General features: G+C 33.7%; 22 protein-coding genes and 2 pseudogenes. 14 read left to right on the top strand and 10 right to left on the bottom strand.

Annotation, left to right across the window (positions count from 1 at the left end; genetic code table 11):
• Positions 1 to 260 precede the first annotated feature (260 nt).
• Complete coding sequence (locus AOY20_RS09105; RefSeq protein WP_054581566.1) at positions 261 to 494, top strand: hypothetical protein; 234 nt, start codon at positions 261 to 263, stop codon at positions 492 to 494.
• Positions 495 to 523: 29 nt separating this feature from the next.
• On the opposite strand, the gene AOY20_RS09110 is transcribed toward AOY20_RS09105, so the two are convergent.
• Positions 524 to 1,117 (bottom strand): hypothetical protein, encoded by a 594-nt coding sequence (locus tag AOY20_RS09110; RefSeq protein ID WP_054581567.1) that lies wholly within the window; start codon positions 1,115 to 1,117, stop codon positions 524 to 526.
• 448 nt (positions 1,118 to 1,565) lie between these two features.
• Positions 1,566 to 2,216: a hypothetical protein gene (locus AOY20_RS09115; RefSeq protein WP_054581568.1), complete on the bottom strand. Its 651-nt coding sequence runs from the start codon at positions 2,214 to 2,216 to the stop codon at positions 1,566 to 1,568.
• A 73-nt stretch (positions 2,217 to 2,289) separates the two neighbouring features.
• On the opposite strand from AOY20_RS09115, the gene AOY20_RS09120 reads away from it, so the two are divergent.
• From AOY20_RS09120 to AOY20_RS09135, 4 genes are all read left to right on the top strand, one after another.
• Positions 2,290 to 2,604 (top strand): hypothetical protein, encoded by a 315-nt coding sequence (locus AOY20_RS09120; protein WP_054581569.1) that lies wholly within the window; start codon positions 2,290 to 2,292, stop codon positions 2,602 to 2,604.
• Between the two features lie 2 nt (positions 2,605 to 2,606).
• Positions 2,607 to 3,608: a hypothetical protein gene (locus AOY20_RS09125; protein WP_054581570.1), complete on the top strand. Its 1,002-nt coding sequence runs from the start codon at positions 2,607 to 2,609 to the stop codon at positions 3,606 to 3,608.
• Positions 3,605 to 4,021 (top strand): hypothetical protein, encoded by a 417-nt coding sequence (locus tag AOY20_RS09130; RefSeq protein WP_054581571.1) that lies wholly within the window; start codon positions 3,605 to 3,607, stop codon positions 4,019 to 4,021. Before AOY20_RS09125 ends, AOY20_RS09130 begins: the two co-directional genes overlap by 4 nt.
• A 512-nt stretch (positions 4,022 to 4,533) precedes the next feature.
• Positions 4,534 to 5,772 (top strand): tyrosine-type recombinase/integrase, encoded by a 1,239-nt coding sequence (locus AOY20_RS09135; protein WP_054581572.1) that lies wholly within the window; start codon positions 4,534 to 4,536, stop codon positions 5,770 to 5,772.
• Here AOY20_RS09135 and AOY20_RS09140 read toward each other — a convergent pair.
• From AOY20_RS09140 to AOY20_RS09175, 8 genes and pseudogenes are all read right to left on the bottom strand, one after another.
• Positions 5,762 to 5,938, bottom strand: a complete 177-nt coding sequence (locus AOY20_RS09140) for a helix-turn-helix domain-containing protein (protein WP_054581573.1) — start codon at positions 5,936 to 5,938, stop codon at positions 5,762 to 5,764. The genes AOY20_RS09135 and AOY20_RS09140 overlap by 11 nt on opposite strands.
• Before the next feature lies 1 nt (position 5,939).
• Complete coding sequence (locus AOY20_RS14750) at positions 5,940 to 6,104, bottom strand: hypothetical protein (RefSeq protein WP_158319995.1); 165 nt, start codon at positions 6,102 to 6,104, stop codon at positions 5,940 to 5,942.
• A 4-nt stretch (positions 6,105 to 6,108) separates the two neighbouring features.
• On the bottom strand, positions 6,109 to 6,471 hold the full coding sequence (locus AOY20_RS09145) for a hypothetical protein (protein WP_054581574.1): 363 nt from the start codon (positions 6,469 to 6,471) through the stop codon (positions 6,109 to 6,111).
• A gap of 5 nt (positions 6,472 to 6,476) precedes the next feature.
• The gene (locus AOY20_RS09150) at positions 6,477 to 7,097 is read right to left on the bottom strand and encodes an ERF family protein (protein ID WP_054581575.1); all 621 of its coding nucleotides are present in this window, start codon (positions 7,095 to 7,097) and stop codon (positions 6,477 to 6,479) included.
• An 11-nt stretch (positions 7,098 to 7,108) separates the two neighbouring features.
• Positions 7,109 to 7,291: a hypothetical protein gene (locus AOY20_RS09155; protein WP_054581576.1), complete on the bottom strand. Its 183-nt coding sequence runs from the start codon at positions 7,289 to 7,291 to the stop codon at positions 7,109 to 7,111.
• Positions 7,292 to 7,859: 568 nt separating this feature from the next.
• A complete protein-coding gene (locus tag AOY20_RS09165) occupies positions 7,860 to 8,255 on the bottom strand; it encodes a hypothetical protein (protein ID WP_054581578.1) in 396 nt (131 codons plus the stop codon).
• A gap of 51 nt (positions 8,256 to 8,306) precedes the next feature.
• Positions 8,307 to 8,608: pseudogene (locus AOY20_RS09170) on the bottom strand (hypothetical protein).
• A 14-nt stretch (positions 8,609 to 8,622) separates the two neighbouring features.
• On the bottom strand, positions 8,623 to 9,291 hold the full coding sequence (locus AOY20_RS09175) for a helix-turn-helix domain-containing protein (RefSeq protein ID WP_054581579.1): 669 nt from the start codon (positions 9,289 to 9,291) through the stop codon (positions 8,623 to 8,625).
• Between the two features lie 120 nt (positions 9,292 to 9,411).
• On the opposite strand from AOY20_RS09175, the gene AOY20_RS09180 reads away from it, so the two are divergent.
• The 9 genes and pseudogenes from AOY20_RS09180 (at position 9,412) to AOY20_RS09220 (ending at position 13,808) form a co-directional block, all read left to right on the top strand.
• Positions 9,412 to 9,612 carry a helix-turn-helix domain-containing protein gene (locus tag AOY20_RS09180; protein ID WP_054581580.1) on the top strand — a complete coding sequence of 67 codons (201 nt, stop codon included), beginning with the start codon at positions 9,412 to 9,414 and terminating at the stop codon, positions 9,610 to 9,612.
• Between the two features lie 11 nt (positions 9,613 to 9,623).
• A complete protein-coding gene (locus AOY20_RS09185; protein ID WP_054581581.1) occupies positions 9,624 to 9,872 on the top strand; it encodes a hypothetical protein in 249 nt (82 codons plus the stop codon).
• 76 nt (positions 9,873 to 9,948) lie between these two features.
• Positions 9,949 to 10,897: pseudogene (locus AOY20_RS15145) on the top strand (hypothetical protein).
• The gene (locus tag AOY20_RS09200; RefSeq protein WP_054581584.1) at positions 10,884 to 11,561 is read left to right on the top strand and encodes a hypothetical protein; all 678 of its coding nucleotides are present in this window, start codon (positions 10,884 to 10,886) and stop codon (positions 11,559 to 11,561) included. Before AOY20_RS15145 ends, AOY20_RS09200 begins: the two are co-directional and overlap by 14 nt.
• Positions 11,558 to 11,830, top strand: a complete 273-nt coding sequence (locus tag AOY20_RS09205) for a hypothetical protein (protein ID WP_054581585.1) — start codon at positions 11,558 to 11,560, stop codon at positions 11,828 to 11,830. The genes AOY20_RS09200 and AOY20_RS09205 overlap by 4 nt, the downstream gene beginning before the upstream one ends.
• 12 nt (positions 11,831 to 11,842) lie before the next feature.
• Positions 11,843 to 12,208, top strand: coding sequence for a hypothetical protein (locus AOY20_RS09210; RefSeq protein WP_054581586.1), 366 nt, complete (start codon positions 11,843 to 11,845; stop codon positions 12,206 to 12,208).
• Positions 12,209 to 12,331: 123 nt separating this feature from the next.
• The gene (locus tag AOY20_RS09215) at positions 12,332 to 12,673 is read left to right on the top strand and encodes a hypothetical protein (RefSeq protein WP_054581587.1); all 342 of its coding nucleotides are present in this window, start codon (positions 12,332 to 12,334) and stop codon (positions 12,671 to 12,673) included.
• Positions 12,674 to 12,938: 265 nt separating this feature from the next.
• Positions 12,939 to 13,109, top strand: a complete 171-nt coding sequence (locus AOY20_RS14755; protein WP_158319996.1) for a hypothetical protein — start codon at positions 12,939 to 12,941, stop codon at positions 13,107 to 13,109.
• Positions 13,110 to 13,181: 72 nt separating this feature from the next.
• Positions 13,182 to 13,808 (top strand): TetR/AcrR family transcriptional regulator, encoded by a 627-nt coding sequence (locus tag AOY20_RS09220; protein WP_054581588.1) that lies wholly within the window; start codon positions 13,182 to 13,184, stop codon positions 13,806 to 13,808.
• Positions 13,809 to 13,837: the final 29 nt, after the last annotated feature.

The raw sequence follows: 13,837 nt of genomic DNA on the forward strand, positions 1-13,837 counted from the left end.
ATTTGGTATCACAAATAACTTTAAACAAAGATCGTATTTTTTCATGTCTGATAAACTGAACAAAAAATAATGATTATTTTCTATTCATATCTACCGTTACTCAGACTGATAACTGATGTTACATGTAAAATATCACTGTTTTTTAAGTGCATTACATAACAAAAAAATGACTGTTTCATACATTAAAACTGACCGTTTCATCCATAAAAGAAAAGCATTACTCAGCCTGAATGAATGTTGTTACATGCTAATCATTCTCAATGGTTTGGAGTGTACAAAATACTGTTTGGCTTCCATCAAATGGTGGAGCGCAAATTTTCGTTCATACCTCCCCAACTTTGGGGGAAGCTCTCTATCTATCAACCATCATGGAAATCATGATAGTTGTAAATGATGGTGAAAAATATCTTGCATCGTTACTACACTTAAAAGGTAGTCAAATAAAACGAGCTTTAAGCATTCATTTTGAATGGTCATTATCACCATGCAGATGAATAGCCATTACCTAAATAGAATAACTTAATTAGCATTTTTTCATTTTTATATTTCGAGAGCCATTAACACTAAAAACTCTATAGTGGTCAAAATGAGTTGAATTAAACATATCTAAGTAATTAAGAGAAACAATAAAATCTATATGGGATGGCTCTGGTGTTTTATCGGTTTGATAAGTATTCTGAATGTTAATCTGTATTGTATGTGTTTCACCTTTTTTAAATGAAGGTTTCATATCACCAAAGATTCCAATGTTAATATCATTACTTCCTAAGTTTTCTTTAAGGGTCATGCTAAAACTTGTAGCCTCATGACCATAATTAGTAATACTTAGATAGAGGAAAGAAAAAGAATCTCTTTCTGTTGAATTTTGACTATCTTTTAATAACAAGTCGTCAGCTATAAAAAATACAGGTTGTTGAGACTCCCTTTGCGAATTGTATAGCCAAATTGCAAATGCAATTGAAGCAATGGTCCCAACAGAGCCAATAAATGAAAATGTAAGAGTCAAAGCTTTTTCAAAATATAACTCTACATCTAAGCTTTTGTAGATACATATTGATATGGCCAAAAATAGCAGACTTATTACACTAGAAATTCCAAAAAAATATTTAATTTTCATCCTTGACCATCCACACCATTAAAGCATATCCAAAATTGAATATCTCCTCAGTATGATGGAAATCATAACAAGCTCCAATAGGGCATTATCTATATTCAAACCTGAATAACCTTATCGTCAAAAAAGACGATAACCTCAAATTGAGGATAACTCTCACTGGGGGCGATGCTCAGATATGAGCAATGTTGCTCATATTAAAAGATATGCTCAAACTTGAGTAGATTTAAAAACTCACCAAGTTTAAAAGTGAGGTTCTGAATAACAGGTTTTAACTTTCAGATACTAAGTTTTAAGGGATTTGCTTTAAACGTACGCCTTGTACTTGCTCACTTTTAAAATGCAACCAAGTACCCGACAGCATTTAAAATGCTATTCCGTTAAAAATACAGTAAACCGCGACACTAGTGATGATCTGATTTAAGAACAAAAGGCGTGAGCGTGCGAGGGATTAGGGGTTTTCTATTGTTTGCATAAAGCCTAGTCCAGTTTTTGTATCTTGAATGTATAGGTCGAATGTAGACGTAATTGATTCATCAAAAGATTGTTGTCTTTTATAAAATGCTTTGATTAGATCAACGTGATAATTAAAGAAATCTATAAAATTTTTAAAAGTATTAACTTTCTTTAAGGCATCTACAAATTGTTGATAAATGGGGTCGTCAGGTGTGCCAGCAAATAATGAAAAATGTGCATGCATAGGTAAAACGGTTTCATACTCAATTACTGTTTTTCTTATTGATAGATGAATTAATTCGACTTTATCCAAATTAAATAATGAAAAAAAAGCACAACCTGTTGCATGATCTATAGGTTTATCATCTTGAAGATATAAAACTCTAGCAAGCCTAGCAGTATTTAAAAAATCCCATTTTGGAGTTTTATGTCGAGCATGAGCTTCAAGTTCCTCATGAAAGTACTGCATGAGCAATACATCCCCTGAAACTGTAATACCTCCATGAGTCCATTGTTTAATTTTTTTATAATTATCTATAATTGTTTTTGCTGGTAAATTGGTAAAAGGCTCACACTCAATGGTAAGCCTTTGATCTCCTGTAAGAATGACATAGTCATCTAAATTAATAGCAATAGTTAGTGTCATTTTGTGTTTGATTTTGCATATTTAGCTATATATATTAACCAAAATACGTAAATTAAAAAATGAGAATTATTATATGGGTGGTAAGTTTGAAGTAAAAGCTGGACAGCATCAGTTTAAAACAGGTGAAAAAGTTGTTTCTCACTTTCCAATTTTGCCAGAAATAAACAATGGCATCTTTAATTTAAGCATTCAGCTTACTAATAATGAAAATATGCCTTATTGCAATAAAGCATATTTTGCGGTTACAGAGTCAGGGAAAAGATTTGAAGGTGTTACTGATGATAACGGATACACACAAAGAATTTATACAGAAAGAGAAGAGTTAGTATATTTTCATCTTCTTGAAAACCATGATTATCCCGATCAAATTCAAAGTGAAGATGAATAATTATGACTACTTGTTACGCACAATTAAGATTAAAAGGCTTATCTGATTTTTCAAACTTTTCTTTTACTGCTTTATTTATTTCACAAGATACTGGAAGAAAATTTGAAACAAATAAATTAAAAATACATTCAACTGGAATATCTGTGGAAGCACAATTTCCATTAAAAAAAAATGAAAATGCAAAAAACTGTAGTGTACGATTTAATGTATTCCTACCTACTGGCAGATTACTTGAACCTAAACCATTTATGGGGATAACTTATACAAAAGAAAATGGTAGTAGAGTAAAGCATACTGAACATGAGGTAAAGTTAGTAGCTCACACTACAAGTTCAAGCCAAAACCATAATGTTAATCAAGTTCAAATAGCTCACACGGTTCCAGCACCAGATGGATTAATCATGGTTGCTTATTATAATTATGCTATTAACGAATCTGGACGAAAGTATGGAGTGGATCCTCAGGCAATTGGATCGATAGTATTTCAAGAGAAGTTCTTTTCAGTTGCCGCTGTTGGCAAAAATGTCTTAGCTTACGTTGTATTTGATAGATTTGGTGTTAAAGAAACACGTAGTTATGGATTAGGAGAAATGCAGTTGGGGTTAGCTGCAGATCTTCTTGATTATCCAAAAAATGATAAAGATAGACTTAGAAAAGCATTTGATTTAATTACTAATAATCCTCAAATTGCAACAGATTTAGTGGCTAAAAATATATCTCTCAAGCAGAAAAAGATAGGAAGGAAGTTGTCACCAAGAGAAGCAACTATTTTACATAATGCAGGAGAAAAATTTTTAGATTCTTATTTGTCGCCCAATTCAAATAAAGCAGAATTTGATAGTAATAAATTTGTTTATAACCGTTCTAGAAATTGGCAAGGATCAATTAAAGAAGCTTTAAAAGGAATAATTTATTCTAAACCAGATAATTGTAAAACATGTGAAGCATCTCCTCGTACATTGAGTAAGTATTGGAAACCAGGTGAGGGGTATACGGGGATATGAAAATTAAGCTATTAATGATTGTTTTCTTAATGTTCTCAGGCTTCATGGCCTATATTTTCGAAGCTTATTCAAAAGGTTTTGTGATATATGCCCCTTATGGAGAGTATGTCTATATGAAGGATATACAAGGTTCTATCAGCGATGGGGGAATGGCAATTGGTTCTTTTGGAATAATTTGTCTTATAATTAGTAGTATTTTAATTTTTATTAAAAATACTAAATATATATTACGAATAGGCTTTTCTGTTTTCTTATTTTTTCTTTTGGCTTTAATGATGATAGAAGGAGATTCCATTGATCAACTAATCATAAATACGATTAAATATGATCATAATATTTACTTAATTTTATGGTGTATTTCTCTTACATTATATACATTTCTTCTAACAATTTTTTATATAAAAAATAAATAACCCTATTAAAAACAAAGAGCCTGTAAATTATTGATGAGATTACGATTCACACACTGTATCGATACGTTTTCAAACCTCTAAATGGGGTGGTTATTTTGACCATCCCCCTATACCTATATCTAAATGATTGAGCTACTGGGGAGTAATTTCTATTTAGAATCCCTCAGCGTGCATCGAACCAACGACACAAGATTCGGAAAGTAAGAGTTAAAAGGGCAATTTAAGGATATAACAGGGGTGGATTTGAAAATGAGGATACAAATGAGGATACGTTTTAATGTGTTTGTTTGTAAAGTTTATATAAAACAGTAATTTATATATTGGATTCGCTCTCCGCTGAGCGCACCACTTATATGTTTTAATATGTTTCGAAATAACCGCAAACCCTTATAAATAAAGTATTATAGCCTTTCTTGAAATTCCTTTTGTTTCTTAATGTACCGCACTGAACCGCTGTTTTAGCAGTACTTTTAGCAGTACATTAAAATTTAACTATAAAATGTACTGCTAAAATGGCTAGAACTGTAGTAAGTCTTAATGACTCAAAAATAAAATCAGCAATTGCTAAACATAAAAAATCACCTGAAACAGCTGTTCGTCTTTCTGATGGCGGTGGATTATTTTTATTACTAGATAAAAAAGGTGGTACATACTGGCGTTTTGATTATTTCAAACCAATAACAAAAAAACGTACAACAATTGGTCTTGGTGTCTATCCAGAATTATCTTTAGCAGAGGCGAGAAGACTTAGAGATGAATATCGTGAACTTCTTGTTCAGGGCATTGATCCAGCCACACATAAGAATCATTTAGAAGAGCAAGCACGTTTTGCACTTAAAAATACATTTGAAGCTGTTGCAAAAGAATTTATGCAAACAGAAGTTGTTGCTGAATCTACTCGGCATAGAAATGAATTTATCTACCAGTATTTATTTGATGCAATCGGTAAAAAACCAATTCATGAAATTACAGCTCGACAATTACTAGATGTTTGTCAGATTTACGAGAAGCAAGGTAAATCAGAAACTGCTCGCCGTATGAGATCGAAAGCAGGGCAGGTATTTAAATATGGTCTAGTTCTTGGTTTGTGTGACCGAAATGTCGCTTTAGATATTAAAGGCTTATTAAAACCACATAAAAAGTCACATCATGCTGCAGTAACTAATCCTAAATTACTCGGTGAACTATTAGCTGCTATAGACAACTATACAAAACGCGGTTCAGTGGTTATGTGTTATGCATTAAGAATATTGCCTCATGTATTTGTTCGACCAGGTGAGCTTAGACATGCGAAATGGTCTGATGTTAATTTAGAAAATAGAACATGGGCTTATACACCATCTAAAACTGAAAATGCCTTAGGCACTGAATTAATTGTTCCATTATCAACTCAAGTTGTTGAGCTATTTAAAGAGCTTCGTGTTATTACTGGCCACAATGATTATTGTTTTGCAAACTATTGGGGTAAAACTAAATTGCTTTCTGATAGTTCTATAAATAAAGCATTAAAAAATTTAGGTTGGGAAAATGGTGAAACGACTGGTCATGGCTTTCGAGCAACTGCACGTACTTTGCTAGATGAAGTACTTAAATTCCCAATTGAGCGTATTGAACAGCAATTAGGACATCAGGTTCGAGATATGCATGGTCGTGCATACAATAGAACAAAATATTTAGAAGAACGTATGGTAATGATGCAAGCATGGTCTGATTACTTGGACTCATTAAAAGAAAAAGCCCTTAATTCATAAGGGCTTTAATTTGTTCAGCGTATGCTTTGGCTAGATGATCGGGCAGTTTAACTCTTGCTGAGCGACCTACCTCAATTTTTTCCAATTCTCCACGGTTAAACATTCGATAAACCGTAGTTCTACCAATGTTTAGTAACTTACAAGTTTGAGCAATTGTTAGTACCATATCAACAAACCTCCTTTAAACGTTCCACCACACTTTTATCTAAAGTCACTTGTTCAACGACCTCACCACAATCAGGGCATTTCATATTTTTAGAATCATTAGTCCAAGAGCTACAAGAACAAATATATTTAAAACTTTCTGTATTTTGATTTTTAGAATTATTCATATTGTTAATCGCCTTTATATCTTGCACTTGAGTAAATTGGACTATGTTGAATTGGTTGGGTAGGAGCCGTATCAGCTCTATATTCAGGATCATCAATCGGAAGTCCCTTTGTGATTCTCCATGTTTTATATATCGCCTTCATGAAAGTATCTCGATACATGAGACGCTCATTTTTAGAGAAATCACCACTGAGGGTGTAAGATTTCAGAAGGGACTCAAATTCATATTGGTCATGTGTAATATGGTTAAAACTTACGAGTGATATAGGGGTAATGATTTCACCAGTATCAAGGGCTGTATAAATACCATTTGTTCTAATGACTTCAATTTTGGAACCATCGTTTAATTTAGCTAGATATGTCGTCATGATTATCACCATCCCATCTGATCACGTTTGGCTTTAATGCTTGCCTGTATTTGTTGCTCGTAAGGCGTACCTTTAAAAGTATTCCAAATCGTGATGAGTACATTTTTGTTGTTCGCATTTTGAATATCTCTAAATGCTTGCTGGGTGTTTAGTGGAGGGGCATTTGTTTTTTGATTATTGGTCGGTTGGTTGTTCGCTTTAGTTTGATTATGAAATTCATCTGAATCAGGGTCTTTAGAATCATCAATCAGGAATAAGCCATTTAGTGCATATTTACGAGCGTAAGAGCTGGATGCACCAAATGTTTGAGCAATATCCATTCCTTTCTTATTTACTTCAACACCAGCTTCTGCTTGAACAATCGTCTCATTTCCTTTGCTGTCGGTAAATTTAGCAATGGCTGTAATTACAGGAATACCGCAAAGTTCTTTTGATTCATCTAATAAAACTAATGAGCAGTTATATTTTTTGAGTAGGGGTTTTACTGCTTCTAAAATAGATTCACATGAACGGTAATGGTATTTACCAAAAGAATTAAACTTATCTTTAGGTGCTTTAAGTTCTTGCTGAATACTGACTAAATCATGAGTCATCGTGATTTGAGTTGTATGGACTTGAGCATTCATGATGATCTCCTTTAGGCAGCAATTTGAGCTGAGAGTTTTATTGTTTTTTGACGTTCTGTTTCAATAATTCGAGTTGTCCAAGTTCTATATTCAGAGTCGGAAAGGTCACCACGTTGGTAAGCGTATTCAACAGCAACTTCGATTGATTCAGGGAATAATGATTGGAGTCTTATTAGTAATTCTTGAGTATTCATTGAGATACCTCACTTACTACTGATTCTTGAGGTAGTTCACTTGTAAACGTTTCAAAATACATAAGTGAAAGGAAAGAGAAGATCGCAATGATGGCTAAATATCCGAGAATGTCTCGAGTAAGCTTTAGAAATTGATTATGATTTTGGCGTATAACTTTGAGTTCTTGACCGTTTAGGTTGTTTTGATTCATACTTATCTCGCTATGTAGCAAAAGTACACTGAGAGTTAAGGGGTTCAGTGTGCTTTTTTATTGGGTGTGAGATAAATATAGTAATTCCGATATTGTATGTCAATAGTTATTCCGCTATTTTATTGGAAAACCGATATTTTTGTTTTTTCTGCTTTATAATAGACAAAAGAAAACCCACACTGGTGGGTCAGATAAAGTTTTTTAAAGTGAAGAAAATATATTGTATAGCCTTCTTATTTCAAATAATTGCTCTCATTACCTATATTTTTCTGCTTGATACTCTAATGTATATATCTGTATTTTCGCTTTGGCTTAGTAGTGTTTTATTGGGTATGGGACTAAAAAAAGTCAGTTTACTCAAAACAAGTAGTTTTTAATTATTTTATAAGTTGAATAGTACCTGTTATAGCTGCAATTAATGCCAAGACAATAGTGGTGTAATCAACCCAACTGTGTATTGATGGTTTTTCAATTTGCCTAACTATTAGCTCACTATTAATTAATTGAATAGTTGCATCTGTTAACTGATCTCCAAATAACTCACCAGTTAACAACCTTGATAATTCTAAATCTGAAAGTTTTTTAATTTCAGAAACTTTGAAACTTAAGGGCCTTGCACTAATTTCATTTAACCTCGATTGTAAATCATAGGTAGGTGTCGGACTTCTGTATTGAGAATCTTTCTGATACGATTGAATGTCTTTAAGTAATTTTTGTAGAATTTCCACCTCCTCTTCATTAGGGGGGTATTTTTCATTTATATCAACTTTCATGCCTCTTCCTATCTAAACCAAAAAACCACAAAGTGGGGTGGTGTTATTCAATCAAGACTTAGAATATTTTTCTAAAAACTCATCAATCCATCCTTGTGCTGTATCAAGATTAGTTATGTCTGATAGCTTTAGATTGATGCCTTCTGCCTCATTAAAACCCTCAATAATAGCTTCAAAGATGTTTAGCTCGTTTATGGTTTCATTTGCCATTTCCGCAGCGTCATAGCTCTGTTTTGCCTTCTTGAGTGAAGTAATTTGCTTATCAATTCCTGCGCTAATTTTTCTAGTGCTAATTTAAATTCTTGACGATTAATCGTTAGCGCAGTTTTAGATTTATTAAGTGTTGCGATCATTTAGGGTTCCTTTTTTAAATGTTGTGCTTGATTGTTTTTGATCTGCGTTTTGATTTATATATGTACCGAATACAATCAACTACCTCGCCAACAAAATTACAGTCTTCATCCAGTGGAATAATATTTGGTTTCAATTCAGGGTTTAAAGCTTGAAGGTATTTAGTTCCATCTGTTTCTATTACTAATTTTTTGAAAGTAGCATCGTCAAACTTTCTAACTACAACCATATCTCCAGATCGCATATCATCAAACTGAACACACGGGTCAACTAAAATATAATCATTCTCTTGAAATGTAGGGAAATTACTTAGACCTTGAACTTTTAAGTAAAAACATTCCTCACATTCATCTGGTAATGGTAGCCACTCTTCAACTTGAGACATATCAACAGCCTCAACATTAGTGAATACACCAGCCTGAACCCATGAAAGAACAGGAGCCATTCTAGGTTTTACAATCTCAATATTAGATAATTTACTTTCATCGATAATGCCTTTTTTTAACTCCTCAGCAGAAACACCAAGGGCGGCAGCTAATTCCAAAATCGAACCAGTAGTTTTGGCATTACCAGTTTCTAAATCTGAAATAACAGACTGTTTGACACCTGATTTTTGAGCTAAATTTTTTTGAGTCATTTTTTTAGCTTTACGAATTTTTTTTAGATTTTCACCTAAAGTTGCCATAACTGTGTCCTTAAATACCGCTATCGGAATTGTGATACAAATCTTTATCGGTTTGGCTATTGTAGTGATATCGGAAAACCTATATATTTATAGGGGATATAGAAGATATAGGAGTCCTCTATGAATAGATGGCAGAAAATGATTGTTGATCTCAAGGAAAAAGGATTAACACAAACTCAAATTGCCAATGCAATGGGTTGTTCACAAAACTACGTTAGCAATCTTGAAAATGGCTTATGTGGTAAGCGCCTTGGGTATGAAAAAGGTGAAAGCCTTACAAAATTATGGATTGAGAATTGCTCAACTTTACAAGTTGCATAGGAAAATCCCCCATGACCAGACGTAAAACCAAAAAGGACGCATCCGTAACAATACATATGCCGCAGTTTAGAAAAGACCAATTAACTGGTTTAGCAGAACAGCAAAGAGCTGGGCAGGGTGCTAGTGAATTTATTTTCGAGACGATTGTCATGCCTTATCTCCAAAAAGTTGAACATGAGACAAAGGTTAGACAAAAGATATTCGGATTAACAGAGAACTATAAAAACGATGAGCACCGTACAGATTTATCCGACCGCTAGAAATTTAGGCATTAAAAAACCACTTTCAGCGGGAACTGAAAGTGGTTCGGGGAATTCAAATACTTGGAGCAAATGAATGAAATCAAATTTAGCACAAGAACAACAAAGCTATCAAGGCGAAGTTGTTCAATTTCCAAAGCAAGAGCGACAAGCTATGTCGGAGAAATTCTTACAAGGCTATGTTCAATCAAGCCAGTTATACAGAAAAGAGGTTTACCCTTTTTTAAGCGATGCAGCTCGTCATGTTTATTTTGAATTAGAAAGTAGAATTCATGGATTTCAAAAAGAATCTGATTTTGTTAGTTACAGTCAATTACAAGGTGGAAGCTTGCTAGGCTCAAAAAAGGTAAGCACAGCGACAATTAGAAAAGGGCTTAAAGAACTAATTGATCTTAAAGTTATCTCTATAATTAGTGAAAACAGTCGAAAAGGAAATGAATATCGAATTAATGAGGTTTCATTGGTCGAGCACTTTAAAAATCAAAGTACCACTTTAGAAACTAAAGCGCCAGCACTTTAGTAATGAAAGCGCTAGCACTTTAGAATCTAAAGATACAAAAGATAATTTCAAAGAAAATATTAAAGAAATACACACACAAGAAAACGCGCCTGAAAAAAATGATTTTGACGAGCAGTGGAATCCTAATTTTGGTTTCTTAAAAACAATTCTCGCTCAAACAAAATTTAGTCAACGGGTAGATGAAATTTTATCAATGGCGGATTTCCAATTTCACTTAGGAAATTTTAATTCTCACTGGGAAAACAAACCACCACTCACTGAAAACCAAAAGCATCGCAGATTTGCAATGTGGTTGCTTCAGGAGTTCGAGAAAGCAGAGCGTAGCGTGAAAGCTCGTACTTTTGGAAAACAAAATAATTTCCAAGACAAACCAAAATCTGCTCTCCAAGCAACAAAAGACCTGTGGGCACAAGAGCGTTTTGAACGTCAACAGCAAGCACAAGCATCACAAATTATTGATGTGAACAGCCAAGTGTTAATCAGAGGTGGTTATGAACATTTTTGAACAACGTGCAAATATTTTAGTGACAACTTTGCAAGCACTGTACGGCAATTTATTTCTTGACTCGATGAAAGGCTTAACGCTTGGTCAAGTTGAAATGGTTGCTACTGGTGTGATGACAACACTCTCTGATGATCAATTTAATCGCGGTATGGCAATGCTGAATACGAAAGCTGGTCAAGGTGGTTATTGCCCAACAATCGCAGAATTTAAAACATGGTGCATGGCTGGTAGTTGGTGGACAGCTGAAGAAGCATGGGCGCGAGTTTGTGATTATACAGTTAAGAAATCAGTAAAACTCACAACTCTCACTAAATACGCTTTTGATCAAGTGGCATATCAGATTACGAGTGGAAATATGAAAGGCGCACAACGTCAATTTAAAGCAGTCTATGTTGATCTTTTATCCAAGGCTCAACTCAAAGGTGAATCACAGCAGTGGTATGAAGCGCCAAAACAGATTGCAATAAAACTTCAAGAGCAAGGTAAGTCGATTGCCGAAGAAAAGACAACAGCTCAAAAAGTTGGTCTTAATTCAGAACAGCAACAGATTATGGATTTAACAAAGCGTTTTGTTGAACAAGGTAAGACTTGGAAAGATGCGTTTGATTTAGCTCAAATCGAAGTTCGTGGGATTATTAAAAAGCCTTGGGGAGCAGTGGCATGAAGGATGAAAACGATAATAAAACTATTGATTGTGTTGCTGAACCAAAACCCAAACTAATCGAAACGGAACTAGGTATTGAAAAACTTTGTTTGTGTTGTGATGATTATTACCCGATGGATGATGAGTTCTTTTATCCAAAACGGAGAAAAACAGCATCAGGTGTTAAATATGAATACGAAGCTGTATGTAAGGCGTGTTATCCGATCCACTACAACAAGCAAACGAGTAGGCGGTACAAAGCGAAGTCTAAGCATGAAATGGCTGCATGATTGGAGGTATGTATGGGAATGGTGATTAATTCAGATGCATTGATAAAAGAATCTCAAATACGGTTTATCCAGCAAAGAAGTAAAAAGACGGTTAAAGAGTTTTTATTAAAGTTGAGAGGGTATAAACGACCTGATTTTAATAGAATGATTTTGGATCTACATAAACTCGGTTGGACACATGAAAAGATTGCAGATGTGTTGCCAGTGTCGGGAGCTTCGACTGTTTCAGAATGGGCGAGAGGTGGTATTCCTAATTATGAGAATGGTGATGCGTTTATTTTATTGTGGCAGATGGAGACAGGTGTAAAGCGTTACCCACGAGAGGGTGAGTGGGCAACGTATCAATATAATGTGGGGCAGTTGGATATGTTTAACTAATTATCTGTTTTTATTAATGATAATGGTTCTTGTTGTTTGTAACTAAATTATACAATTCATTCAAATTTAATTAGTATTTTTAACTTAAGATAAAGCTACACCAATATTTTTGAAAGAATTTTTATGAAAAAACAATTTAAAGTAGCTTTGTTATTTGGATTTTTTACATTAGTGTTTACTGGTTGTACTAGTTTAAGTAAGCCTACAGTTACTGCTGGTGGAGCTGGGACCGGTGCTGCAATTGGACATAAAACTAATGGAACTACAGGGGCTGCTGTGGGTGGTGCTATTGGTGGGGCAACAGCAAGTAAATTAAATGATGGTTCTAATGCAAATGCCGCAGCAAGTGCTGTAGGTGGTGCAGTAGGCGGAGCTCTTGGTAGTAAAATTGGTGGAACAAGCGGTGCTGCAATTGGTGGTGCTGTTGGAGCTGGAGCTGCATCAAGTTTAGAAAGCAATCGCTAAAAATTATTAGTTAAAGTTCAATAAGCCTTATCCCTGAGATAGGGCTTTTTTTATTGTCATTGACGCCAAATCTCACAAAAAAATGAGCATAGCGTTGTATTGAGTCTTTAGTATTTTGCTTTTGTATAACTCTATTATGTTAAATAGTAGACAAATTCTATTGAAAATAAGATGAATTTTATCTAAAATAAAAGTGAACAATGTTCATTTTTATTTTGTTATATTACAAACATAATCAATTCACATTATTTAAGGTATTATAGGTATGAAATTAGTTAAATTAGCTTTTGCAGGAACAGCACTTGTAGCATCATTAAATGTCTTTGCTGTTGAGGCTCCAGCAAGTGAGGTTGTTGCTGAAGTTGTAGCGAGTGAAGCTATTGTTACTGAGACTCCAGCAAGTGAAGTTGTTGTTAATGACAATAGTGAGAAATAATTAACTAATTTGTATAGTTAAGTAGCCTCTTAATGAGGCTATTTTTTATTAATTTGATTTTCTTTGGTTTCTATGGATATTGCTAAACGTACACGAAGCTTAAGTCGTGAGAAAACAGATGCTACAAAAAAATCAATACTAGATGCTGCTTTAACGTTATTTCTTGAAAATGGTTTTTCAAAAACAACTATTAGAGATATTTCAAGTTCTTCTAATTGTAGTGTTGGAACCATTTACCGTTATTTTTCAAGAAAAGAAGATATTTTTGAAGAAATAGCCCATATGATGATTAATGAAAGTCATATGGTTTTTCATGCTGGTATGTTAGCTAATAATCAAAATGTTTATGATTTTTTATTGAATCATTTTGATAAAGTCATTGATTCTTTTTCCACTTCTAGACGTGAAGGTATAGCTCAATTAATTTTAAGAGAAAGTCAACATAATCCAGAATTAAGAAAAATTTATTTTAATGTGATGTTTTTGCCTTATACAACAGAATTAGAAAAATTAATTTCAATAGCCAGTGAAAGAAAAGAAATTAACTTAATGTGCACTACTTTTGAGTTTACTTTACTGATCTTATCTCCAATATGGATGGCTATGATTTATAACAGTAATTTAAGTGAGGGAAATATTGTTCCTATTAAGAATCTTTTCAACTTAAATTTATATGTCCTATTTAATACAAAAAAATGAAAATTACCATCAAATTAACATAATACACC

This window comes from Acinetobacter equi (assembly GCF_001307195.1).
GTDB classification, from domain to species: domain Bacteria; phylum Pseudomonadota; class Gammaproteobacteria; order Pseudomonadales; family Moraxellaceae; genus Acinetobacter; species Acinetobacter equi.

What these genes read in the sequence shown, in the direction of transcription:
- AOY20_RS09105 (WP_054581566.1), top strand. Translation starts at nt 261, where the DNA reads ATGGTTTGGAGTGTACAAAATACTGTTTGGCTTCCATCAAATGGTGGA.
- AOY20_RS09110 (WP_054581567.1), bottom strand. Translation starts at nt 1,117, where the DNA reads ATGAAAATTAAATATTTTTTTGGAATTTCTAGTGTAATAAGTCTGCTA.
- AOY20_RS09115 (WP_054581568.1), bottom strand. Translation starts at nt 2,216, where the DNA reads ATGACACTAACTATTGCTATTAATTTAGATGACTATGTCATTCTTACA.
- AOY20_RS09120 (WP_054581569.1), top strand. Translation starts at nt 2,290, where the DNA reads ATGGGTGGTAAGTTTGAAGTAAAAGCTGGACAGCATCAGTTTAAAACA.
- AOY20_RS09125 (WP_054581570.1), top strand. Translation starts at nt 2,607, where the DNA reads ATGACTACTTGTTACGCACAATTAAGATTAAAAGGCTTATCTGATTTT.
- AOY20_RS09130 (WP_054581571.1), top strand. Translation starts at nt 3,605, where the DNA reads ATGAAAATTAAGCTATTAATGATTGTTTTCTTAATGTTCTCAGGCTTC.
- AOY20_RS09135 (WP_054581572.1), top strand. Translation starts at nt 4,534, where the DNA reads ATGGCTAGAACTGTAGTAAGTCTTAATGACTCAAAAATAAAATCAGCA.
- AOY20_RS09140 (WP_054581573.1), bottom strand. Translation starts at nt 5,938, where the DNA reads ATGGTACTAACAATTGCTCAAACTTGTAAGTTACTAAACATTGGTAGA.
- AOY20_RS14750 (WP_158319995.1), bottom strand. Translation starts at nt 6,104, where the DNA reads ATGAATAATTCTAAAAATCAAAATACAGAAAGTTTTAAATATATTTGT.
- AOY20_RS09145 (WP_054581574.1), bottom strand. Translation starts at nt 6,471, where the DNA reads ATGACGACATATCTAGCTAAATTAAACGATGGTTCCAAAATTGAAGTC.
- AOY20_RS09150 (WP_054581575.1), bottom strand. Translation starts at nt 7,097, where the DNA reads ATGAATGCTCAAGTCCATACAACTCAAATCACGATGACTCATGATTTA.
- AOY20_RS09155 (WP_054581576.1), bottom strand. Translation starts at nt 7,291, where the DNA reads ATGAATACTCAAGAATTACTAATAAGACTCCAATCATTATTCCCTGAA.
- AOY20_RS09165 (WP_054581578.1), bottom strand. Translation starts at nt 8,255, where the DNA reads ATGAAAGTTGATATAAATGAAAAATACCCCCCTAATGAAGAGGAGGTG.
- AOY20_RS09175 (WP_054581579.1), bottom strand. Translation starts at nt 9,291, where the DNA reads ATGGCAACTTTAGGTGAAAATCTAAAAAAAATTCGTAAAGCTAAAAAA.
- AOY20_RS09180 (WP_054581580.1), top strand. Translation starts at nt 9,412, where the DNA reads ATGAATAGATGGCAGAAAATGATTGTTGATCTCAAGGAAAAAGGATTA.
- AOY20_RS09185 (WP_054581581.1), top strand. Translation starts at nt 9,624, where the DNA reads ATGACCAGACGTAAAACCAAAAAGGACGCATCCGTAACAATACATATG.
- AOY20_RS09200 (WP_054581584.1), top strand. Translation starts at nt 10,884, where the DNA reads ATGAACATTTTTGAACAACGTGCAAATATTTTAGTGACAACTTTGCAA.
- AOY20_RS09205 (WP_054581585.1), top strand. Translation starts at nt 11,558, where the DNA reads ATGAAGGATGAAAACGATAATAAAACTATTGATTGTGTTGCTGAACCA.
- AOY20_RS09210 (WP_054581586.1), top strand. Translation starts at nt 11,843, where the DNA reads ATGGGAATGGTGATTAATTCAGATGCATTGATAAAAGAATCTCAAATA.
- AOY20_RS09215 (WP_054581587.1), top strand. Translation starts at nt 12,332, where the DNA reads ATGAAAAAACAATTTAAAGTAGCTTTGTTATTTGGATTTTTTACATTA.
- AOY20_RS14755 (WP_158319996.1), top strand. Translation starts at nt 12,939, where the DNA reads ATGAAATTAGTTAAATTAGCTTTTGCAGGAACAGCACTTGTAGCATCA.
- AOY20_RS09220 (WP_054581588.1), top strand. Translation starts at nt 13,182, where the DNA reads ATGGATATTGCTAAACGTACACGAAGCTTAAGTCGTGAGAAAACAGAT.